Here is a 21,565-nt window from a genome sequence, read left to right as displayed (position 1 = left end):
GCGTAACGCCGCCAGCCCCCCTGCAACTTCCTCGCTTCAAAACGCAGCCGGCCCTCCTGATCGGATCAGGAGGGCCGGGCGCAATTGTGCTTCTTCTCAGATGATCGCGTGGCGTACCTTGGCCGAAACCCACTCGCTCAACACCACGGTGGCCAGGATCACCAGGATGATCAGCAGCACCTGCGGCCAGGCCAGCACGTTCAGGCTGGCCTGCAACTGCGCCCCGATGCCGCCCGCGCCGACAAGGCCCAGAATGGCGCTTTCGCGGATATTGATGTCCCAGCGAAAGACGCTGATGCCATAGAACGCGGGCATGACCTGCGGCACGATCCCGTAGTTCAGGATCTGGCCCTGCGACGCGCCGGTGGCGGTGATCGCCTCGACCTGGTTGATATCGGTTTCTTCGATCGCCTCGTACAGCAGCTTGCCGATAAACCCGATGGATCTGAAGGCGATGGCCAATATTCCCGCCAACAGCCCCGGCCCCAGGATCGACACCAGCAAAAGCGCCCAGATGAGCGAGTTGATCGACCGAGTCGCCACAATGCAAAACAGCGCGAAGGGCCGCAGGATCAGCCGTGACGGTGTGGTGTTGCTGGCCGCCAGAAAGGCCAGCGGCACCGCCATGATGATCCCCAGAAGCGTGCCAAGCGTGGCGATGTTGATCGTATCCCACAGCGGTGCCCAAAGCTGGCTCATGTAGGACCACCGCGGCGGCCAGGCGCGGCTGGCCAGATCGGCCGCCGCAGTGGGCGCGTCATAGACGAACACCCACATGGTGCGTTCCGTCATCATGTTCCAGCAAAACACGAACAGCGCCACGATGATCAGCCAGAACATGAACATGCCCAACTGCGTGCGCGGCGTGCGGTGCCGCCAGACGTTTGTATCCGATACGGTCAATTCACAAACCTCCGCAGATGGCCCGACAGGTATTCGGACAGCATGACAATGCCGATGATGATGATCAGGATCGCGCCCGCGCTGTCATATTCGTAGCGCGACAACGAAGTGTTCAGCGTGGCACCGATCCCGCCTGCGCCCACAATGCCGATCACGGCAGATTCGCGGAAGTTGATGTCGAACCGGTAGAGCGACAGCCCGATCAGGCGCGGCATGACCTGCGGCTGCACCGCATAGTTCACCAGTTGCAGCCAACTGCCGCCGGTGGCGCGGATCGCTTCGGCCTGCGCCTCGTCGATATCCTCAATATCCTCGGCCAGCAGCTTGCCGATGAAGCCGATGGTGGCGAAGGCCAGCGTCAAGAAACCCGCGAAGGCCCCGAAGCCAAAGAGCGCCACGAAGAAGATCGCCACGATGATTTCTTGCAAGGCGCGGCTGGTGGCGATGATTCCCCGGCAGATCATGTAGATCCAGCGCGGTGCCAGGTTGCGCGCCGCCCCGATGCCGATGGGGACCGAAATGATGATCCCCACGATGGTCGAGGTGAAGGTCATCGTCAGGCTTTCGATCAGCCCGGCTGAGATGTCGCGCCAGCGCGACGTGAAATCGGGTTGCAGGAAGCCCGCGACAAAACGTTGACCGCGCTCGACCCCGATGAGCATCCGCTGCCAGTCAATCTCGACCGAGCTGATGGCGAGAAACAGGTACACCATGACGCTGATGGTCAGGATGATGCGCCATTGCCGCGTCTTGATCAGTTGCGGCGGGCGGCGCCAGGTGGTGGGGAAATCGGCTTGAGTCATAGCGCACGCAACATTTTGGTAGCCTCTGCTTCGGCTTCGGCCTGCGCGGCCTCATCCTCGGCATTGCCCTTGCGCATGGCGGTCCAATCCTCGGCGCCGTAGATCTGGGTCAGCACGTCCTCGGTCAGGCCCGAGGGCGGGCCGTCGAACACCACTTTCCCGGCTTGCAGGCCGATAATGCGGTCGGTGAATTGTTGGGCCAGCACCACGTCATGGATATTGATGATCGCTGGCAATTCCTGCTCGCGGCAGATTTCCACGATCAGACGCATGATCTGGCGGCTGGTCTTGGGGTCGAGGCTGGCCGTGGGTTCGTCGATCAGCAACAGTTCGGGGTCTTGCTCCAGCGCGCGGGCAATGCCCACCCGCTGCCGTTGGCCACCCGACAGCGCATCGGCGCGTTTGTCCACATGCGCCGACAGGCCCACGCGGTCCAGCAGGCGATACGCCTTGGCGATGTCCGCGCCGGGAAACTTGCGCGTGAACGACCGCCAGAAAGAGACATAGCCCAGACGCCCGGACAGCACGTTCTCCATCACTGTCAGCCGTTCGACCAGCGCGTATTCCTGAAAGATCATGCCGATGCGGCGGCGGGCGCGGCGCAGATCGCCGGTGCCCAGCTTCACCAGATCGGTGTCGTTCAGCAGCACCTTGCCGCTGGAGGGTTCGACCAGCCGGTTGATGCAGCGGATCAGGGTGGATTTGCCTGCGCCGGAAGGGCCGATCAGGCCGACCACCTGCCCCTTGGCCACGTCAAAGCTGACATCGGTCAATGCCTTGTCGCCGGTCTTATAAGTTTTTGTAAGCTTCTGGACACTCAGCATGGCTGGTCGCTCCGCGGTTTGAAGTCATGAAAGCAGGCGGGGCCAGCGCCCCGCCTGCATATTCATTGCCGAAATGTCAGCGCTCAGTTGCAGGTGTATTCCACACCCATTGCGGCGTCGATCTCACGGATCACGGACCAGTATTCCTGGTAGGTGATCGGGATGAACTGTGCCTCGCCTGAATTCTGGAATTCGGTTTCCATCGTGGTGCCGGTCCAGTCGAAGCTGAAGAATGCTTCGCCGATCTTTTCCTGAAGGTCGGGGTGCAGGTTATGGGCCACGCCGTAGCCTGTGGTCGGGAAAGTGTCCGAGGTGTAGAAAATCTCGATCTGGTCGGGGGTGATCACGTCGCGCGCTTCCATCCGCTTGCGGACCGAGTTTGCGATTGCCGCGACTTCGTAATCCTGGTTCGCCACGCCCAGGATCGAGTTGTCATGCGAGCCCGAAAATGCCGGGGTGAAGTTTTCGCCCGAGGTCAGGCCAAAGCTTGCCGCCAGCAGCGCCGAAGGTGCCTTGAAACCCGAGTTCGAGGTTTCCGAGGTGAAAGCCATGGTGCGGCCTTCGATGTCTTCGGGCGAGGTGATGCCCGATCCGGGATAGGTGATGAATTCCATCTCATAGCCGAACGAACCGTCTTCACGGGCCATCATCGCAAACGGGCGGAAGCCTGCACAGGCCACGGCCAGTGGGTTGGACCCGGTGTTGAAGCCCGAAACATGCAGGCGGCCTGCGCGCATGGCTTCGATCTGTGCGGCGTTCGACTGCACGGGGAAGAACTGAACGTCCTTGCCGGTCACTTCCGACATATGCTCCAGGAACGGTGCCCAGACTTCGGCATAAACGGCGGGATCTTCGACTGGGGTATACGCGAAGATCAATGCCGAGGGGTCGACCCACTGCGATTCATCGCTCGGGATGTCGGCAATCATGTCACCGTCAGCATCGGTATAGCGGTCGTCCAGGGCAAAAGCCTGCGTCTGCATCACCATCAGGGCGGCAGCGGAGGCGGTCGCGAGCATGCGGAAATTCATCATAGGCTCCTAAGTTGGGTCGCATTACGGATGTGGTCCGTTTACGGGGAGTGTCATGAACTCTGTGTATCTGGCCCGGTCCATGCGGGTTTCAGATACAGTCACGCGTTGAAGCGTTCGTCGAACATGATAGCGAATTGGTTTCGGGCCGCAAACCATTCCCGGACATTCCGCCCACCTTTCTCGAAATTGCGGATCGCCAGATAGATCAGCTTGGTCGCAGCCTCCTCGGTCGGGAACGAACCACGGGTCTTGATCGATTTGCGGATCACACGGTTCAGGCTTTCGATGGCGTTCGTGGTGTAGATGATCTTGCGGATCGCCGGATCGAAGGCAAAGAACGGGATCACCTCCTGCCATGCCCGCCGCCATGCCGGAGCGATGGAGGCGTATTTCTCGGCCCATTTTTCCTCGAAAGCATCCAGTTCGGCGGCAGCCTGATCGGCGGTTGGAGCGCCGTAAATCAGGCGCAGATCGGCGGCGACTGCCTTGCGATCCTTCCAGCGCAGAATTCAGGGAATGGCGCACCAGATGAACGATGCACGTCTGGACTGTGGCATCGGGAAAGGCGGCGGTGATCGCTTCGGGAAGCCTTTGAGGCCATCCACGACGGCAATCAGGATATCCTGGAAACCCCGGTTCTTGATTCGTTCATCCCGACAGCCAGAATTTGGCCCCTTCGTTCTCGGCAATCCACAGGCCAGAACTCGCGAACACCGTCCCGTGAGACGCCCGGGCAACATACACGGGCCTTGTTCTTCACCATGCGGCTCAGCATCGCGGATCTTCACCGGAGCGCGTCGAAAATGACGAGGATACATTCGGTCCAGCGCCCGGACTGCCATTCCCGGACCTCGTCCAGCACGGCGTCGGTGACGCGGCTGATCAGGTCAGGCGAGACCTGAAGGCCAAGACGTCCGAGATGGGCGCGGATATCACGCACCGTCAGACCGGCGGCGTGAGCCGATGGATCTGTCGTCCATCCATCGATCGGGTCTGGCCCTTCTTCACCAGTTCAGGCTCGAAAGCTGCCGTCCCGGTCACGCGGCACGGCAATCGGCAGTCGCCGTCTTGGCCTTTTAGTCTCTTGGCGGATGAGCCGTTGCGGCGGTTAACCTGATCGGGCGGCGCCTCCTTGCCGTCCTCATAGCCCAGGTGCGCGGTCAGTTCGGCGCCCAGCATCCGCTCCATCAGCTTGATCTTCAGCTCTTTCATCAAGCCGTTATTGCCAAGCAAATCTTCAGGCCGCTCGCAGCCCTTCAGAAGTTCGTCCAGCAGTTCCTTGGAAATCGTCATCGTCCTTGCTCCTCTCAGGAAGCATGGACCAGATCCCAGTTACACAGAAGATCGGACACTCTCCGTTTACGGGGGTCATGTGACGCGTTCGCAACGCATTCGTGAATGTTATGCGACATTAATCATCATTTGGGCGATTCTTTTTACGAAAATGTCATAATTTCCTTGGCGTCGGTCTTGGCGGTCTGCGCCGGCTTCGCGTGCGCTGTTCGCGGTGACAAGCGGTCCTGCGTTCTGCGGCCTTCATTCTGGCGGTATGGGCGCGTGGTTGCAGGGCCAAGGCGTCTCCTCAGATCACCCTGGCCGCTCTACACCAGCGCCCGGGTCACGGGCGCAAACTTCCCCGGCACCCGCCAACCCCGCGAAGCCCACTGCAATTCTGCCGCGCATACGGTAACATCGTGATGAAGGTGCAGCGTTGATTCGGCGTAGCTCAGGCAGGCCGGTGCAATCACGCGGGTAGGGGATACACGATGATCAGAAATTTCGGGGTTCTGGCGCTTCTGGGCACGGCTTTCGCCTTGTCGTCCTGCGGGCCGCGTACCATCGACTATGCCTACCGCGCGGATACCACCCTTGCCCAGCATGACCGCGACTCCCTGCAATGCGAGGTTGAGGCGACTCAGCGCATCGTGCCCAACATCCAGACGCGCCGTACCCCGGTCATCTACACCCCCGTTCAGACCACTTGCCAGCAGATCGGCACCCAGACGCAATGTACCACCACCGGCGGTGAGTGGCAGGGCGGCGACGCCTATAGCGTGGATGTGAATGAAGACCTGCGCGGCGAGGTGCAGGTGCAATGCATGCGTGACCGGGGCTATCAGATCGTCCCGCTGCCCAGTTGCCCGTCCCGTGCCGTCACGGACGAGGCCCGCACGCGCCTGACCGACCGCCTGTTTGCCCCGGTGCCCGACGCCTGTGCGGTGCAGATCACGCAGCGCGGCAGCAACGTGCTGCGGCAGGTAGCGCCATGACACCCTGATCTGCGCCGATAGCGGAAACGGTCGATGCACTTGCCGCCGGGCAGTGGAAGGCGGTTCTTCCCAAGCAAAAGCGCCGGGGTACAAGGCGTGCGGCCACAATGCTGGCAGCAATGCCCGCCGCGCATGAACCGCGTAAATGACCGCCGCAAAAGCGCGTTGGCTCCGAGCGGCTGATGCCGTCGATGCCATACGGGCCGTGCCTGAAGGGCCTGATGGCCTAACCGGCGCGGAAGTGCTTCGACAGCTTCAGCCCCTGGCCCTGATAATTCGACGCGATTCCCGCACCATAAAGCGTTTCGGGGCGGGCCTGCATCCGCTCATAGATCAGCCGCCCGACGCGCTGGCCATGTTCCAACACGAAGGGGGCCTCGTGGCAGCGCACTTCCAGCACCCCACGCGATCCCGCGCCACCCGCGCTGTCATGCCCGAAGCCGGGGTCGAAGAAGCCCGCGTAATGCACCCGAAATTCCCCAACCATGGCCAGATAGGGGGCCATCTCGGCGGCGTAATCGGGGGGGATATGCACGGCCTCACGGCTGACAAGAATGTAGAACGCGCCGGGGTCCAGGATGATCTGCCCGGTGTCGCTGTGCAGCTCTTCCCAGAAATCGCGCGCGGCATAGGCGCTGATCCGGTCCAGATCAATCACGCCAGTATGCGGCTTGGCGCGGTAGCCGACCCGCGTATTCTGGCCCTCGGGGCGCAGATCGACCGAGAATCCCAGTCCATCGTCGAAATGTGCCGCACCGCTGACCAATCGCTCAGCCCCATGAAGTGCCAGCAACTCGGCATCCGACAGCCGTGCATCACCGATGCGAAAGCGGATTTGGTTCAGCCGCATGCCGGGCCGAACCAGCACCGAAAACGACCTCGGGCAGATCTCGGCGAACAGCGGGCCGCAGTAGCCCGGCGGTATGCGGTCGAATTCGACCCCGCCGTCGGTGATGACCCGGGTCAGCAGGTCCAGCCGCCCGGTCGAGGACTTTGCATTCGCCACCGCCTGAACCGCCTCGGGCAGGGCCAGTCCCTCACACAGCGGCACGACATAGACACAACCCTTTTCCAATACGGCGCCGCCGGTAAGGTCCATGCTGTGCATGCCGAATTCCGCCAGCCGGTCGGCGACCGACGCGCCCTTGCCGGTCAGGAAAGAGGCGCGTACCCGGTAGGCGCGCGTGCCCAGCCGCAGGTCCAGGCTGGCGGGCTGAATCTGTTCGGGCACCACGGCGGGGCTGGCGGTGATGACGCCACGCGCTGCCATGTCGCGCAGGGTCTGGGCGGGCAGCACGCCGGGGGCGTCGGCAGGATTCGTCATGTCAGCCATCCGGTCGTTGCAAACGTATCTGCCTCGGATACACGCGAAACTACCGGCAAAACAATCCCGTTCACAGCAGAAAGCGCCCGCCAGGGCCGGTAGAGACGGCCTCACGGGGTGCGACGTGCGCAAGGGGCAAGGCGGGGGGACGTTATTGGGGTGGCGCGGGCGTTCTGCGCGCTGGTCATTCCGGGAGCCGCATGGGGGAAGTCGCTGCCAGCAAGGGTGGGCCGGGGTCCGCACAGATTCTGCGCCACAATCGCCCGCAGTCCGTAAACGCAAACAGCCCGCAACAGACAGACTGTTGCGGGCTGTGTGATATGGTCGGGCTAGCAGGACTTGAACCTGCGACCTTCCGTCCCCCAGACGGACGCGCTACCAGACTGCGCTATAGCCCGACATGAGCCCGTATCTACCTGATCTGACGCCGGGGGCAAGGGAGAATATTGCCTTTCTGCCTGCTTTTCCCCGCCGGAAAAAGCGTTCAGGTGGGGCGGGGTACCGAGGGGGCGCACATGGCGTTCCCGCGTCCCGGATAGACCCGCCAAGGGTTGCAGACCCTTGCCCTTGCCCCGATTGTCGCGTCGCGGCGGGCAGAGCCCCGAGGGCCTGCCACGTCCCTTCACGGTCTCGCGCTGCAGTCAGATGCCGTTGATTTCAACTGTCGATGATGTGTGAAACCATTCGGTGCCGTTGCGCTACAGCTTTCTCAAGACAGCCTTCTCAAGGGCGCGCCATACCGCTCCGTGCGGCCATCAGTTCCAATTGCCGATCCAACCGCACGGTCAGGGCGACGACCTCGGGGCGTACCGGGGCGAGGTCCTGCGGCTGCATCTCACGCAGACGCACGGCAAGGCTGTGGGCTGCGCCCTCGGCCATCGCTGCAGCGGGATCTTCGTGGGCTGTCTCGTCGGTGCCGCCACCTGCGGCATCCTGCGTTCCGGGCCGTCGCTGCGCTGATGGGGGCGCGGGTGCAGACGGCGGCCCCGGAGGGCGGCCCGGGCGTGCGGTCGGCGTACCTTGCTGCGCGCGATCGGATGTCGCCGGTCGGGGGGCTTCGACGGGGCCGGGCGTGCCGCCACCGGCACCGCGTCCTGACGAGTCGTCGCCCCTTACGGGCGCAAGGCGGCGCAGGTCCACAATGTTGTCGGCCAACGGCGGGCCTTCTGGGGCTGCGGCGTCGGCACCTGACGCCACAGGCGCATCTGCGGTCTCGCCGTTCGCATCGGCGCCCATATCGCCTGGCGCATCAACCGGCAAGCCAGATGCCTGGGGGCGCGCGGTTTCGTCTGGCGGCGTCTGGGCCGGCGGTGCCTGATCTGATGACTTCGGGGCTGTCGTCGATTCCGCGTCTGCCGCCGCTGCCGGCGAGAGCGGCGGTCGTACATGATGTTGTGGTGCGCCTGTATCCGATCGGCCTGCGGCGCGGTCTCGCAGGGTTTGCGTCCCCATCGCATCGGTGTCAGTCGCGTCATCCTGCCCCGCGATGGGCGCGCCACGGTTGGGACGCCGGGCCGAGACATCGCCTACCGTGCCGTTGATCGCGCCTTCGGGCTGGGTGCTGCGGCCAATGGCGGCGACGTGGCCAACGCCATGTTCCTGCAGCATTTTCTGCACGCCACGAATGGTCATGCCCTGATCATGCAGCAGGCTGCGGATGCCATAGAGCAGGTCCATATCGGTGGGGCGGTAATACCGCCGCCCGCCCGCCCGCTTCACCGGGCGCACCTGCGTGAACTTGCTTTCCCAAAACCGCAGCACATGCGCGGGGGTCTGCAATGCCTCGGCAACTTCGCTGATTGTGCGGAATGCCTCGGGAGCCTTATCCATTACTTAGCCTTTGTTACCGCGCGCTACACGATCCTTCATGATATGCGAGGGCCGGAACGACAACACCCGGCGTGGGCTGATCGGGACCTCTTCCCCGGTCTTGGGGTTGCGGCCAATGCGTGCGGTCTTATCGCGCACATTGAACGTCCCGAAAGACGAAATCTTCACCTGTTCGCCTGCGGCCAGCGCGTTGGAAACATGCTCCAGCACGCTTTCGACCAGTTGCGCAGATTCGTTTCGCGACAATCCGACTTCCCGAAAAACAGCTTCGGACAAATCCATTCTTGTTAAAGTTTTTTCGCCCATTATATCCCCGCAATTTTTTCAAACGATGGGTCAAACCAATTTCCGAGTCAATATCAATGGCTTGGAAAGCAGCTTTCAGACGGGATATTCGGCGCAGCTTTGCCGACTGGCTGGGCTTTCATAATACCGTCATGCGTCAGACAGCGTCTACCAGCGCAGCACGACCGCGCCCCACGCCAACCCGCCGCCGATCGCCTCGGTCACGATGACCTGCCCGGGGCTGAAACGCCCCTGCGCATCGGCGACCGAAAGGGCCAGCGGGATCGACGCGGCCGAGGTGTTGCCGTGGTCTTGTACCGTCACCACGACGCGGTCCATGCCCACGCCGATCTTTTGCGCAGTCCCCCGGATGATGCGCAGATTGGCCTGATGCGGCACGATCCAGTCGACATCATCGGTGGTAAGTCCGGCGCGGTCCAGCGCGTGAGTCGCGGTTTGTGCCAGTTTCTCAACAGCATGGCGGAAAACCTCGCGGCCCTGCATGCGCAAATGTCCGACCGTGCCGGTGCTCGATACACCGCCGTCCACGTGCAAAAGGTCGCGGTAGCGTCCGTCGGAATTGAGGTCAGAGGACAGGATACCCCGGTCGGAGGACGCGCCCGTTCCCTCTTGCGCCTCCAGGATCAGCGCGCCTGCGCCGTCACCGAACAGCACGCAGGTGCCCCGGTCGGTCCAGTCCATGATGCGCGAGAATGTCTCGGCCCCGATGACCAGCACGCGGTCCGCCTGGCCCGACAGGATCATGCCGTTGGCATTGGCCAGCGCATAGATGAACCCTGCGCATACCGCCTGCACGTCGAACGCAAAACCGCGCGTCATGCCGATTTGCGCCTGTACCATGGTGGCGACGGCGGGAAAGGTGAAATCGGGGGTAGAGGTGGCGACGATAATCGCGTCGATGCTATCAGCCTCGATCCCGGCGTTCAGCAACGCGGCCCGGGCGGCCGCGGTGGCGAGGTCGGATGTCGTCTGACCCTCTGCCGCGAAATGCCGCCGCTCGATGCCAGAGCGCGAACGGATCCACTCATCCGAAGTGTCCAGCGTCGCGGTGAATTCTTCGTTTGGTACAACGCGTTCGGGCAGATAATGCCCGGTGCCGATGACAACGGCCCGGCGCATCATTGCCCCGCGCATCACTGGTTGGGTCATGGCGCGGTCTGTCCTTCCGGTTTCGTCTGCGCCGCTTCTGCGGCGGCTTGCGCGCGGCCTTCGGCGACCGAGGCGAGGCGATGGGCCATCCGTTCGGTAAAGCCTGATTGCGCCAGCTGGAACGCCAGCTTGATTGCGGCTGATACGCCCGTTGCATCGGCCGAGCCGTGGGATTTTACGACTGTGCCGTTCAGTCCCAGGAACACCCCGCCATTGACGCGGCGCGGGTCTATGCGCTTTTGCAGGCGTTTCAGCGCCTGCATGGCCAACAGGGCGCCCAGTTGCGACAGCCAGCCGCGTTTCAATTCCTCGCGCAGGAAGTCGCGGATCAGCGAGGCCGTGCCTTCACCCGTCTTCAGCGCGATATTACCGGTGAACCCATCGGTGACCACCACATCCACACGGTCGGTGGGAATGTCGCCGCCTTCGACAAAACCCACGAATTCATAGCGCCCAAGTTCGGCGGCAGCCTCGATCAGGTCATAGGCGGCCTTGTATTCGGTGCGGCCCTTGTTCTCCTCGGTGCCGACATTCAACAGGCCGACACGGGGGCGTTGTTCACCGAAACCATTGCGGAAATAGGCGGCACCCATCAGCGCATATTGCAGCAGGTCGTCGGGGTCAGCCTTCACATCAGCGCCCACGTCCAGCATCGTGCTGAAACCGTGCCGCCCGCGCGAGGGCCAGAGGCAGGCAATCGCGGGTCTCGCCACGCCGGGCAGCTTGCGCAGCCGGATCATCGACACCGCCATCAGCGCGCCCGTATTGCCGCAAGACACGGCCACAGTCGCCTCGCCGGCACGCACCGCCTCAATGCACGACCACATGGAGGTGTCCTTGCCGTTGCGCAGCACCGCACTGGGTTTCTCATGCATCGTGACGACACCAGACGCATTGCGAATCGTGCAGCGCCCGGTCAGCCCGGGGTATTGGGCCACGAGCCCATGCAAAACGCCCTCATCCCCGTGGAGGATAAAGGCAATTTCAGCGTTCTTCTCGGCGGATTTGGCACAGCCTTCGACGACTGCCGCAGGCCCGCTGTCGCCCCCCATCGCATCAACTGACAGCGTAACCCTGTTCTCTGTCGGCGCTCGGCTCTCAGAATGCTGGGTCATGGTGTCAGGGTCTGGTTCTGGGGAACGCGGCACTTATGCCGCGTCGTCTTCCAGATCGACATCCGTAGCCTGCGCGACGACTTCGCGGTCGGCGTAATGGCCGCAGGACGGGCAGACGTGGTGCGGGCGTTTCAGCTCACCACAATTGGTGCATTCGTTGGGGTTACCCGCCACCAGAGCATCATGCGAGCGGCGCATGTTACGGCGGGATCGGGTAACTCGGTTCTGTTGGACGGCCATGGTCAACCTCAGGTGTCAAGTTCGTGTGAGGGGCAGACCATGGAGGCGGCGCTGCCCTGGAAGTGTCGAAAACATTAGCAATAGTTGTTTCAGGCACGGCCTTACACCGGAGCGGCGTATCATCCAAGCCCTGTTTCGCAAGAAGCGTGGAACATAGCCAGATTTTTTGGGCACGCAAGGCGATTCCCATTGGCGCAGGGCGCGTGGGGGCGTTGGCGCAGGGCGCGTGGGGGCAACGGCCTACGCTGCAGGCGGTAGGCTTGCCTGATGGGCGGCGCTATTCCTCATCGGTTTCGCGTCCGGTTTTTTGCCCGGGCTCTTGGCCCGCCAGCTTGTCGCGCAGGCCAGCCAGCCCTGCGAAGGGCTTCACCGCAGCGTCGGTCAGCGGTGGTTTGCCGGGGGGCGCGGCCTCGACCCCGGTGGATTCGGTGCCGGTTTCGCCTGCGTTCTCCAGCCCGTCCACCAGATTTTCGGCGCGCGGATACATCGGCAGCGCCAGGATCAGCGCCTCCAGCGCGACGGCAGCGGGATCGATCACCGGACCCAGCGGCTCTAGCGTGTCGTCATGTGGGATCTCTACCTCATCGCCCTCAGGCTCTGGCATCTGGGCGACATAGGTACGTCGGACGGGCAGGTCGATGCGGGTTGTCACGGGGGCCAGCGTCACGCCGCATTCCTGCACCACGGTCGCGCCCAACTCCCCCTCCAGCAGCCAGTCGCTGCGCCCAGCAGGCGTGATCGCCCCGGTGAAGCGCAACTTGCGCAGCCGCAAGATGCCGATATCTTCGGCAATCGCGGCGCGCACCATTGTGTCTGGTTCCAGCGTGAATTGCGTCGCTTTGCGCGCCGCCAGTCCCGATACGCGCAGCGGGTGCGCAAAGGTTACGGGGGCGGGGCGGGTCGGTTCGGACATGAGAGCGGGCCTTTCGGGCAACGATATGGGCGCGAAGGGCATGCGTTCCTTTCTTGAACAGGCCGCATTCCTTCTGTAAGCCTTTGGTCAGATACGCGGCGCACCGCCGGGGTCGTGGCCGGGCGTTGCCGGGCCACCACGCCCAAGGTGCCTGTCCCACAAAGGGATAAGATGCCGGACAGTGCGAGGCAAGAGGGCGGGATGACAAAACTGACCACGGTAATGCGCAAGGCGCTGATGATCCCCGCAGCGGCATTGCTGTTCCTTGCCGCCTGCGATCCGGTGATGCGCTATCATGGGTATGCCCCCGATGACGCGCAACTGGCCGAGGTCGTCGTTGGTCAGGACACGCGCGAAACCGTCGCCGAAAAGCTGGGTAGCCCCGGTATGGGCGGCGTGATGAGCGGCAGCGGCTGGTATTATGTTCAGAGCGACTGGCGCCAAGACCAATGGCGCGCGCCAATCGAGGTGGATCGTCAGGTCGTCGCCATCAGCTTTGACGCGCAGGACCGGGTCAGCAATGTCGAGCGTTTCGGGCAGGAGCGGGGCGAGGTCGTCACCTTGTCGCGCCGCGTTACCTCGACCGGGCCTGGCGGGATTACGCTGCTGAAACAACTGCTTGGCAATATCGGCGGCGTTGCCCCCGGCAGCTTTGGTGAATGATCGCTGTTCGGCGTTGGTCTGGGCCATTCTGAGCTAGGTCCAGTCTGAGCCGGGGCCAAGCCTATCCCAAGCGTGCGCCCTCGCAGGGCGAACTGGCAACCCCAGTGAGACATCGGGCCGGCGACGGCCTTTGCCGGGGATTGGCCAGCGCGACGTTTGCGCCCGGGCACGGCCTATGACGCAGCGCGTGGCCGCGTGCCGTGCCCGGCATGCATCTCACTGATCTTCCGGCACGAATTCCATCGCGACGCCGTTCATGCAGTACCGCAGCCCGGTTGGTGCGGGGCCGTCGGGGAAGACATGGCCCAGATGCGCGGTGCAGCGGGCGCAATGCACCTCGGTCCGGCGCATGAAGAACTTGCGACCCTCGGACGTGCCGACCGCTTCCTCATCCAGCGGCGCCCAGAACGATGGCCAGCCGGTGCCGCTGTCAAACTTTTCCGCCTGAGAAAACAACGGTGCGCCGCAGCAGATGCAGGCGAACGTGCCGGGATCTTTGGGGAAATCGTCATGGCTGAACGCCGGTTCGGTGCCGTGTTTGCGCGTCACCTTGAAGGCCAGCGGTGAAAGCTGGACCTGCCACTCGGCTTCGGTCTTCTCGATTGTCTGGGTCATGGCTGGGTTCCTCGAAGTTGATGTATCTGTTACAAAGTTAGGGCACGGTAACATATCCGCAATGGGCACAGGGGCGCATCATGGGGAATCTGGACACGCGATTCCAGTCACAAGGCGCGGCGATACCCGGGCCGGGACTGCCCGGCATGGCAACTGGCCGTTTCGGGGTGGAACGCGCGGTGAGCGTGCGGGACATCGAAGCGGCGTTCGATCTGCGCGCCCGCGTTTTTCGGGGTGGCCAGCGCGATGACCGCGACCGCTTCGACGACGCGTGCGAACACTATGTGATCCGCGGACAGAACAGCGGCGCCGTCGTGGGCTGTTTTCGGGTGCTGCACTGCGCCGACGGCCGTGCCGTTCGTCACAGCTACAGCGCGCAATCCTATGATTTGCGGGCATTTTATCCGCTGGAGCAGCCGCTGCTGGAACTGGGCCGCTTTTGCGTCGATCCCGCCCATGCCGACGCCGATGTGATGCGGCTGGCCTGGGCCGAGGTGACGCGGCTGGTGGACGACAGCGGCGCAGCGTTCCTGTTTGGCTGCACCTCGTTCCGGGGCAATGATCCGTCAGCCTTTGCCGACAGTTTCGCGCTGCTGCACGCCCGGCACCGCGCGCCTGCGGCATGGCGCATCGGTCATGGCGAGGCTGAGGTGTTGGCCTTTGACACGCTGCCGCCCATGCAGGACGGCGCACGCGCGATGCGGGGACTGCCGTCGCTGCTGCGCAGCTATCTGGCGCTGGGGGGCTGGGTGTCCGACCATGCGGTAATCGACCGCGATCTGGGCACGATGCATGTCTTCACCGGGCTCGAAATCGCCGCGATCCCGCCTGCGCGCCAACGCCTGCTGCGCGCGGTGGCGGCAAAGGTGTAGCGTTCGCCGCCTGACACAGGATTTCGGCCCAAGGTTCAGTGATCGTCACCCGATAGCCGCTTGACGCTGTTCACCGGTCGGGATAGCCCCGCCCGCATGGCTCAGATCCCGCTTTTGCAACTCTCCGATATTGCCCTGACCTATGGTGGCAATCCTGTTTTTGACGGTCTGGACCTCACGGTGCAGCCGGGCGACCGCGTGGCGTTGGTCGGGCGCAACGGGTCGGGTAAATCGACCCTGATGAAGGTGATGGCGGGGCAGGTCGAATCCGACCGCGGCGCGCGGACCCTCAGCCCCGGCGTGTCGGTAGGCTACATGGAGCAGGACCCCGATTTCTCAGGCTTTGCCACGCTGGGTGAATATGCTGGGCAGGGGCTGGACCCGGCGGAATTCTACAAGGTGGAAATTGCCGCCGAAGGCTTGCAGTTCGACCCCGACCTGGACCCCGCCACCGCGTCGGGCGGTGAGCGTCGGCGCGCTGCGCTGGCCCGCCTGCTGGCCGAAGCGCCCGAACTGATGCTGCTGGATGAGCCGACGAACCACCTCGACATTGCGACCATCGGCTGGCTGGAGGATCGCCTGCGCGAAACCCGCGCGGGCTTCGTCCTGATCAGCCACGACCGGGCTTTCCTGAATGCGCTTACCCGGCAGACGCTGTGGATCGACCGGGGGCAGGTGCGGCGGCTGGAGCGTGGCTTTGACGGGTTCGAGGATTGGCGCGATTCCACCTGGGCGCAGGAAGACGATGCGCGCCACAAACTGGACCGAAAGATCAAGGCCGAGGCACGCTGGGCCGTCGAAGGCATCAGCGCCCGGCGCAAGCGGAACCAAGGCCGCGTGCGCGCCCTCAACGACCTGCGGTCCGAGCGTGCGGGCCAGATCCGTCGTCAGGGCACCGCCGCCATGGCGCTGGAGGCCGGGCAGAAATCTGGCAAGCTGGTGGTGGAAGTTACTGGAATTTCAAAGGCTTTCGGCGAAAACGTGATCTTGAGCGATTTCGACCTGCGGGTGTTGCGCGGCGATCGGGTGGCCTTTGTTGGCCCCAATGGCGTGGGCAAGACGACGCTGTTGCGCATGCTGACCGGCGAGGAAGAACCCGACAGCGGCACCGTGAAATTGGGTACAAACCTGGATATGGCGGTGTTCGACCAGTCGCGTGCGAAGCTCGATCCGAACGCCAGCCTGTGGGAAAACCTGACTGGCGACCCTATGATGCGGGTGTCGGGGCAGGCCGATCAGGTGATGGTGCGGGGGCGGCCCAAGCATGTGGTCGGCTACCTCAAGGAGTTCTTGTTTGACGATGCGCAGGCCCGTGCACCGGTGAAGTCGCTGTCGGGCGGGGAACGGGCGCGGCTGCTGCTGGCCCGGATCATGGCGCGCGAATCGAACCTGCTGGTCCTCGATGAGCCGACGAACGATCTGGACGTGGAAACGCTGGACCTGCTGCAAGATATCCTGGGTGATTACCCGGGCACTGTGCTGCTGGTCAGCCACGACCGCGATTTCATCGACCGGGTTGCCAGCACCACGATTGCGATGGATGGCGATGGCCGCGCCACGGTCTATGCGGGCGGGTGGAGCGATTACCAGGACGCCAAGGCATTGGCGGCGGGTGAAGACGCACCTGCGCCCGTGGCGAAGGCCGACGGCAAGGCGTCTAAGTCCGGTGGTAAACCGGGGAAGGGCAAACCCGCTAGTGACAAACCGGCGGCCAAACCGCAGGCGAAGCTGAGTTTCAGCGAAAAGCACCGGCTGGAAGTGCTTCCCGCAGAGATTGCGCGGCTGGAGGCCGAGATCGGCAAGTTGCAGGGCCTTTTGTCCGACGCAGACCTGTTTAGCCGCGAACCAATAAAATTTCGTAAAGCCACCGAAGCAATGACCGAGCGGCAGCGCAAATTGTCTGCCGCCGAAGAGGAATGGCTGGCGCTGGCGGCCAAAGCCGAAGCCTGAACCTCTGCGGTGCCTGCCGCAGGCGCAGCTTGGTGTTGCGCAGGCGTGAAATGGCCCGGCGCGGCAGTTGTGCCTTGCCCTGAGGGGCAGCCCCGTGGATAACGACGGAGTTGCAACCAAAGGGGGCTGAAATGCCTGATTTCTCAGAGCTGAAACGCCATTTTGCCGCGACCGCGGACCGGCCGATTCTGGAGCTGTTCGACGACCCCGCGCGGGCGTCTGATTTCAGCGTCAGTCTGGGTGACATGCGGCTGGATTATTCGAAAACCAACATCGACGCCGCAGGGCGCGACATGCTGCTGGCGCTGGCCGAGGCGGCGGGCCTGCGCGCCCGGGCCGAGGCGATGTTCAGCGGCGAAAAGGTCAACCAGACCGAGGGCCGCGCAGTGCTGCATACCGCGCTGCGCAATCTGGATGGCAAGGTTCTGGTGGACGGCGCCGACGTCATGCCCAATGTGCGCGACACGCTGACCCGGATGGAGACCTTCGCGGATGCGCTGCGCACGGGCCAGTTCACCGGGCAGGGCGGGGCGATCACCGATGTCGTGAATATCGGCATCGGCGGGTCGGATCTGGGGCCAGTGATGGTGACGGTGGCGCTGGCGCCCTATCATGACGGGCCGCGCGTGCATTTCGTGTCCAACATTGACGGGGCGCATATTCACGATGTTCTGCAAGAGCTTGACCCGGAAACGACGCTGGTCATCGTGGCGTCGAAAACCTTCTCGACCATTGAAACCATGACCAATGCGGAAACTGCGCGGGCCTGGATGGCGACTGCGGTCAGCGACCCGGCGGCACAGTTTGTCGCCCTGTCCTCGGCCGTGGACAAGACCGCCGCTTTTGGCATCGCGGATGAGCGGGTTTTCGGTTTCGAGGATTGGGTCGGCGGGCGCTATTCGGTCTGGGGACCGATCGGGCTGTCGGTGATGCTGGCGATCGGACCGTTCAATTTCCGTGCCTTTCTGGATGGCGCGGCTGCGATGGATCAGCATTTCCGCACCGCTGATTTCGCGCAGAATATGCCGGTATTACTGGCACTTGTGGGGATATGGCACGCGCAGGTGCAGGGCCATGCCAGCCGTGCTGTGCTGCCTTATGACCAGCGTTTGCTACGTCTGCCCGCGTATCTGCAACAATTGGAGATGGAGAGCAACGGCAAGCGTGTCGCGATGGATGGCACCGACCTGCCCTACGACTCGGGGCCCTTGGTCTGGGGGGAGCCCGGGACGAACGGGCAGCATGCTTTCTACCAGTTGATCCATCAGGGGACGCGGGTGGTGCCGTGCGAATTTCTGCTTGCTGCCCAAGGGCATGAGCTGGATCTGGTGCATCAGCACCGCCTGCTGATCGCCAATTGTCTGGCGCAATCCGAGGCGCTGTTGCGCGGCCGCTCGCTGGAGACGGCGCGCGCGATGATGGAAGCCAAGGGGCTGAAAGGCGCGGAGTTGGAGCGTCAGGCGCGCCACAGGGTTTTCCCGGGCAACCGCCCGTCAACCACGCTGGTTTATCAACAGCTTACGCCGCATATGCTGGGCCAGATCGTGGCGCTTTATGAGCATCGGGTGTTCGTGGAAGGCGTCATTCTGGACATCAACTCGTTCGATCAATGGGGGGTGGAACTGGGCAAGGAACTGGCCGTGGCGCTGCAACCGATCCTTGAAGGGACCGCGGGTTCCGAGGACAAGGACGGGTCCACCCGGGCGTTGCTGGAATATGTGATGGCGCGTTAACGAATGCGGGTTCTGGCCGTTTTCGGGGTGTCTGGAAACGGTATGGAAACCGTATGGCTTTGATACATACGCGCGGTATGGGGCGGGGTTGTTAACCTTTGCACCCTGATGCACGCGATGGTTGTATTTTCCGTGCGCAAAATGAAACCGCGCCGCAGTTTTGCGGCGCGGTTTTTCGATTTTGCGGTTTTTGATTTTGTGGTGGCCTGCGCCCCGGTGCTATCCGCCCGTGCAATGCGCGCCCGTCGGGGCCTGACCCGACCCGAAGGCAAGCGGCGGCGGTGCGCTGAACAGGTCCACCGGCGGGCTGCCTGCGGCATCGACCAGCAAGATGCCCCCGAGCAGCAAAAGGGCCAGCAGGCCGGTGAGGGGGCGGGACGGGCGGGCGATCTGCGTGCTGAGGCCTGTGCTATTGCCGGTACTCATGCGGGTACTCATGCGGGTGCCCCCGCCATGATCTGCACGGGGCGTAGCAGCAGGGGGCGCAGCCGGATCCCCGCCATCGACCCGACGAAGGCAGCGGCAAACCAGACCCAGCCGTGCAGCGACCCGGTGGAGATGCCCGAAAAGAACGCCCCCACGTTGCAGCCAAAGGCCAGCCGCGCCGAATAGCCCAGAACGATCCCTGCAGCCAGAATTGCCACCCAGGAGGCGGGGCGCAGATTGGCGACTTGCGGGCTGGGCGCGGCCTTCCAGCGCATGACCAGAAACGCGCCGATCAAAAGCCCGATATTGGTGAGCGAGGTCACATCGGTCAGGATGCTTGCCCCCAGTCGCGTGGCGTTGCCTTCAGCCGCCCAGAACGGCACGGCGGACAGGTCGGCACCACCGGCCGCCGCCACTTTCGCCCCCCAAAGGCCCAGCCCGTAGACGATGCCCCAGGGCTGGCCCGCCACCACCAGATTGGCCAGGGCCAGTGCGGCGACCAGTCCGGCGGCGATCCACAGGCGCAGCGGCGGCATGCGTTTGCCGGGCGCCGCCCGCAGCGCCACGATGCCGCCCAACACCAGCAGCAGCGCCAGCGTCACGGCCAGCCCCGCGCCCTCGCCCAGCAGGCCTTGCAGCGTCATCACCGGCAGGGTGCCAAGGCCGGTCCACCAGCCCAGATGCAGCGTGCCCAGAAAGCTGCCCGCGATGAACCCCAAGAGCGCGATGAGGCCTACCAGATTGCCGCTGCCCGCATTGATGAGCGTGCCGGACCCGCATCCCATCACCAATTGCATCGCCGCGCCGAACACGAAGGCGCCGCCGATCATCGCCAGCCCGACAGGGGCATGGGCGCCGAAAAGCTCGGTCGGGGCGGCGGCCAGAAGGGGGAAGGCAATCGCGGCGGTGGCGCCGATGGCGAGGAATTGCGCGATCAGCCCGCGCCCGTCGCGGTCGGTGACGATCAGGCGCCACGGTCCGGCAAAGCCGAAGCGCAAGCCCTCCAGCGTCAGGCCGAAGCCCAGCCCGATGAGGATCAGCAGGGCGGCGCGGGGGCCTGCGGCAAAGGCGGTGCCGAGCACGACAATCAGGCCCAGCAAAATCAGGCCAAGGCGGGTGGGTAACATGGGGTGGTTTCCTTCAGGCGAGGTCTTGAGGTCAGGGCGGTATGCGCCGGGGAGGGGTTCAGAGGGGCGCGGTGACCGATACGGCAGGACCGATACGGCAGGACCGGGGCGGGATCGCGGCCCGGGGGCCGGTTGGTGTGGCCTGGTGCCCGATCGGGGGTGGGCGTCTGGTGTTGGTGCGGCCGGGGCGTTGGTGCGACCGCACCATGTGGTGACGCCGTGCGGCTGTGCCATCCTTCACGCGCGAACCCGCACGGGCGATGTTGCGCCGCCATGGGGTGTCGGCAAGATGCATCTGTCGCGTGGAATGGGGGAAATAAAAGGGGCGGCCCGCGTGATGCGTCCCGCCCCTGTTCCCGCCGGTCAGACCTCGGACACTTGCCGGTGCAACCCCTCCCCTGATCGCACTGGCGCGGAAATCTGATCCGACGGTGACACAGGTATGACGCAATCAGAACAGTTCCGCTACCCATTTTTTTGTGGAGTTCCACATATAGGACACGCGGCCCGGCTCATTTTGCAGCGGATGGCCCTGCGTACCGTATTCGGCCATGGATTCGGCATAGAGGCGGGTGTTGTCGACCCCGGCGACCTCGGACAGGGCGAACCAGTTGATCGCGGCCCAATGCCCGGTGTTGCAGAAGGACACGGTCAGGGGGGCATCGGTCAGCCCGTAGGTCTGGGCCAGCGCGCGGGCCCCGGTGGGGTCGATCATGCGGGTGCCGTCGAAGAACTGGTCATAGGTCAGGTTCTCGGCGCTCTTGATGGTGCCCGGGCGGGCGATGGACCATTCGATGCCTTCAAAGAACCCGGTGGGACGGCTGTCGACCAGCCGGGCATCGCCCGCTTCCGCCAGGGCGGCGACTTCCGTGGTGGTGACGCGCCAGGTATCGGTCCAGTCGGGCTGGAAGTCCGAGGCGGCGACTTCGGTCGCGGTGGTGGAAACAGGCAGCCCGGCATCGACCCAGCCGTCAAACCCGCCGTTGACCAGCGCCAGATCGGCAACGCCCATGGATTTCAGCGTCCAGTAAACCCGCGCGGCCGTCCCCATGTCGGATTGGTTCGCGCCCGAATGGACCACGACCACCGGTGTGTCGGCGTCGATGCCGAGGTTCGATGTGACATCGGCGAATGCCGACACGTCGCGCAGGGCGCCGGGGTTTTCGGGCCCGCCGCGCCACTGGGCATAGGGCGAATGCACCGCGCCGGGGATATGGCCTGCGGCGAAATCGCCCGAGACATGGACGACGCGCACGCTGTCATCGGCCTCCAGGATCGTGGCCAGTTCGGCGGGTTCCAAAAGGGGTTTCCAGCCCTCGGGTGCGGCGAAGGCCAGCGTCGGCAGGCTGAGCGCGGCAAGGGTAAGGGCGGCGGTGGTGGTGCGAAGCATGTGGATGATCCTTTCGCTGTTCTGGTATGGGCGGGCCCCCCGGGGGGGGTGTTGTTTGTGGTGCGGGCGGTCGGTGTG

At 64.0% G+C, this 21,565-nt stretch carries 20 protein-coding genes, 1 tRNA gene and 1 pseudogene; 5 read left to right on the top strand and 17 right to left on the bottom strand.

All coding sequences use genetic code 11. The features are described from left to right. Nucleotides 1-96 precede the first annotated feature (96 nt). The 5 genes and pseudogenes from phnE (H9529_RS05395) to H9529_RS05375 form a co-directional block, all read right to left on the bottom strand. Nucleotides 97-840 (bottom strand): phosphonate ABC transporter, permease protein PhnE, encoded by a 744-nt coding sequence (gene phnE / locus H9529_RS05395; protein WP_397544899.1) that lies wholly within the window; start codon nt 838-840, stop codon nt 97-99. A gap of 59 nt (nt 841-899) precedes the next feature. Next, entirely contained in the window at nt 900-1,706 is an 807-nt protein-coding gene (phnE, locus tag H9529_RS05390; protein WP_092890652.1) for a phosphonate ABC transporter, permease protein PhnE, read from the bottom strand. Then, nucleotides 1,703-2,530 (bottom strand): phosphonate ABC transporter ATP-binding protein, encoded by an 828-nt coding sequence (gene phnC / locus H9529_RS05385; RefSeq protein ID WP_092890649.1) that lies wholly within the window; start codon nt 2,528-2,530, stop codon nt 1,703-1,705. Before phnC ends, phnE (H9529_RS05390) begins: the two co-directional genes overlap by 4 nt. Before the next feature lie 83 nt (nt 2,531-2,613). Next, the gene (gene phnD / locus H9529_RS05380; protein WP_092890646.1) at nt 2,614-3,564 is read right to left on the bottom strand and encodes a phosphate/phosphite/phosphonate ABC transporter substrate-binding protein; all 951 of its coding nucleotides are present in this window, start codon (nt 3,562-3,564) and stop codon (nt 2,614-2,616) included. Between the two features lie 98 nt (nt 3,565-3,662). Then, nucleotides 3,663-4,857, bottom strand: a pseudogene (locus H9529_RS05375) (IS256 family transposase). A 473-nt stretch (nt 4,858-5,330) separates the two neighbouring features. Here H9529_RS05375 and H9529_RS05370 point away from each other — a divergent pair. Then, nucleotides 5,331-5,834, top strand: a complete 504-nt coding sequence (locus H9529_RS05370) for a hypothetical protein (RefSeq protein ID WP_092891743.1) — start codon at nt 5,331-5,333, stop codon at nt 5,832-5,834. A gap of 226 nt (nt 5,835-6,060) precedes the next feature. Here the strand turns inward: H9529_RS05370 and H9529_RS05365 are convergent, their stop codons facing one another. The 8 genes from H9529_RS05365 to H9529_RS05330 form a co-directional block, all read right to left on the bottom strand. After that, a complete protein-coding gene (locus H9529_RS05365; protein WP_092891741.1) occupies nt 6,061-7,158 on the bottom strand; it encodes a 2'-deoxycytidine 5'-triphosphate deaminase in 1,098 nt (365 codons plus the stop codon). A gap of 321 nt (nt 7,159-7,479) precedes the next feature. Next, nucleotides 7,480-7,556: transfer RNA gene (locus H9529_RS05360), tRNA-Pro, on the bottom strand. 325 nt (nt 7,557-7,881) lie between these two features. Further along, a complete protein-coding gene (locus H9529_RS05355) occupies nt 7,882-8,988 on the bottom strand; it encodes a MerR family transcriptional regulator (protein ID WP_092891739.1) in 1,107 nt (368 codons plus the stop codon). 3 nt (nt 8,989-8,991) lie between these two features. Further along, a complete protein-coding gene (gene ihfA, locus H9529_RS05350; protein WP_092891738.1) occupies nt 8,992-9,294 on the bottom strand; it encodes an integration host factor subunit alpha in 303 nt (100 codons plus the stop codon). A gap of 147 nt (nt 9,295-9,441) precedes the next feature. Beyond that, nucleotides 9,442-10,416: a beta-ketoacyl-ACP synthase III gene (locus H9529_RS05345; RefSeq protein WP_092891753.1), complete on the bottom strand. Its 975-nt coding sequence runs from the start codon at nt 10,414-10,416 to the stop codon at nt 9,442-9,444. Nucleotides 10,417-10,439: 23 nt separating this feature from the next. Further along, on the bottom strand, nt 10,440-11,558 hold the full coding sequence (gene plsX / locus H9529_RS05340; RefSeq protein WP_092891736.1) for a phosphate acyltransferase PlsX: 1,119 nt from the start codon (nt 11,556-11,558) through the stop codon (nt 10,440-10,442). A 33-nt stretch (nt 11,559-11,591) separates the two neighbouring features. Next, nucleotides 11,592-11,798, bottom strand: a complete 207-nt coding sequence (gene rpmF / locus H9529_RS05335; RefSeq protein ID WP_092891734.1) for a 50S ribosomal protein L32 — start codon at nt 11,796-11,798, stop codon at nt 11,592-11,594. Nucleotides 11,799-12,075: 277 nt separating this feature from the next. Next, nucleotides 12,076-12,711, bottom strand: coding sequence for a YceD family protein (locus H9529_RS05330; protein WP_092891732.1), 636 nt, complete (start codon nt 12,709-12,711; stop codon nt 12,076-12,078). A 201-nt stretch (nt 12,712-12,912) separates the two neighbouring features. Here H9529_RS05330 and H9529_RS05325 point away from each other — a divergent pair, with 201 nt between their 5' ends. Next, the gene (locus tag H9529_RS05325; protein WP_092891730.1) at nt 12,913-13,374 is read left to right on the top strand and encodes an outer membrane protein assembly factor BamE; all 462 of its coding nucleotides are present in this window, start codon (nt 12,913-12,915) and stop codon (nt 13,372-13,374) included. Nucleotides 13,375-13,590: 216 nt separating this feature from the next. On the opposite strand, the gene msrB is transcribed toward H9529_RS05325, so the two are convergent. Beyond that, a complete protein-coding gene (msrB, locus tag H9529_RS05320) occupies nt 13,591-13,989 on the bottom strand; it encodes a peptide-methionine (R)-S-oxide reductase MsrB (RefSeq protein WP_092891728.1) in 399 nt (132 codons plus the stop codon). An 80-nt stretch (nt 13,990-14,069) separates the two neighbouring features. On the opposite strand from msrB, the gene H9529_RS05315 reads away from it, so the two are divergent. From H9529_RS05315 to pgi, 3 genes are all read left to right on the top strand, one after another. Beyond that, a complete protein-coding gene (locus tag H9529_RS05315; protein ID WP_223814306.1) occupies nt 14,070-14,861 on the top strand; it encodes a GNAT family N-acetyltransferase in 792 nt (263 codons plus the stop codon). 96 nt (nt 14,862-14,957) lie between these two features. Continuing rightward, on the top strand, nt 14,958-16,811 hold the full coding sequence (locus tag H9529_RS05310; RefSeq protein ID WP_092891726.1) for an ABC-F family ATP-binding cassette domain-containing protein: 1,854 nt from the start codon (nt 14,958-14,960) through the stop codon (nt 16,809-16,811). A gap of 131 nt (nt 16,812-16,942) precedes the next feature. Beyond that, the gene (gene pgi / locus H9529_RS05305) at nt 16,943-18,544 is read left to right on the top strand and encodes a glucose-6-phosphate isomerase (protein WP_092891724.1); all 1,602 of its coding nucleotides are present in this window, start codon (nt 16,943-16,945) and stop codon (nt 18,542-18,544) included. Nucleotides 18,545-18,763: 219 nt separating this feature from the next. Here the strand turns inward: pgi and H9529_RS05300 are convergent, their stop codons facing one another. From H9529_RS05300 to H9529_RS05290, 3 genes are all read right to left on the bottom strand, one after another. Further along, nucleotides 18,764-18,970 (bottom strand): hypothetical protein, encoded by a 207-nt coding sequence (locus tag H9529_RS05300; protein ID WP_092891722.1) that lies wholly within the window; start codon nt 18,968-18,970, stop codon nt 18,764-18,766. Between the two features lie 8 nt (nt 18,971-18,978). After that, a complete protein-coding gene (locus H9529_RS05295) occupies nt 18,979-20,097 on the bottom strand; it encodes a YeeE/YedE family protein (protein ID WP_092891720.1) in 1,119 nt (372 codons plus the stop codon). A 451-nt stretch (nt 20,098-20,548) separates the two neighbouring features. Continuing rightward, nucleotides 20,549-21,487 (bottom strand): sulfurtransferase, encoded by a 939-nt coding sequence (locus tag H9529_RS05290; RefSeq protein WP_092891718.1) that lies wholly within the window; start codon nt 21,485-21,487, stop codon nt 20,549-20,551. Between the last annotated feature and the right edge of the window lie 78 nt (nt 21,488-21,565).

Origin of the sequence: Roseicitreum antarcticum (assembly GCF_014681765.1) — a bacterium.
Classification (GTDB): Bacteria; Pseudomonadota; Alphaproteobacteria; order Rhodobacterales; family Rhodobacteraceae; genus Roseicitreum; species Roseicitreum antarcticum.
This window is presented reverse-complemented; position numbering and strand designations above follow the sequence as displayed.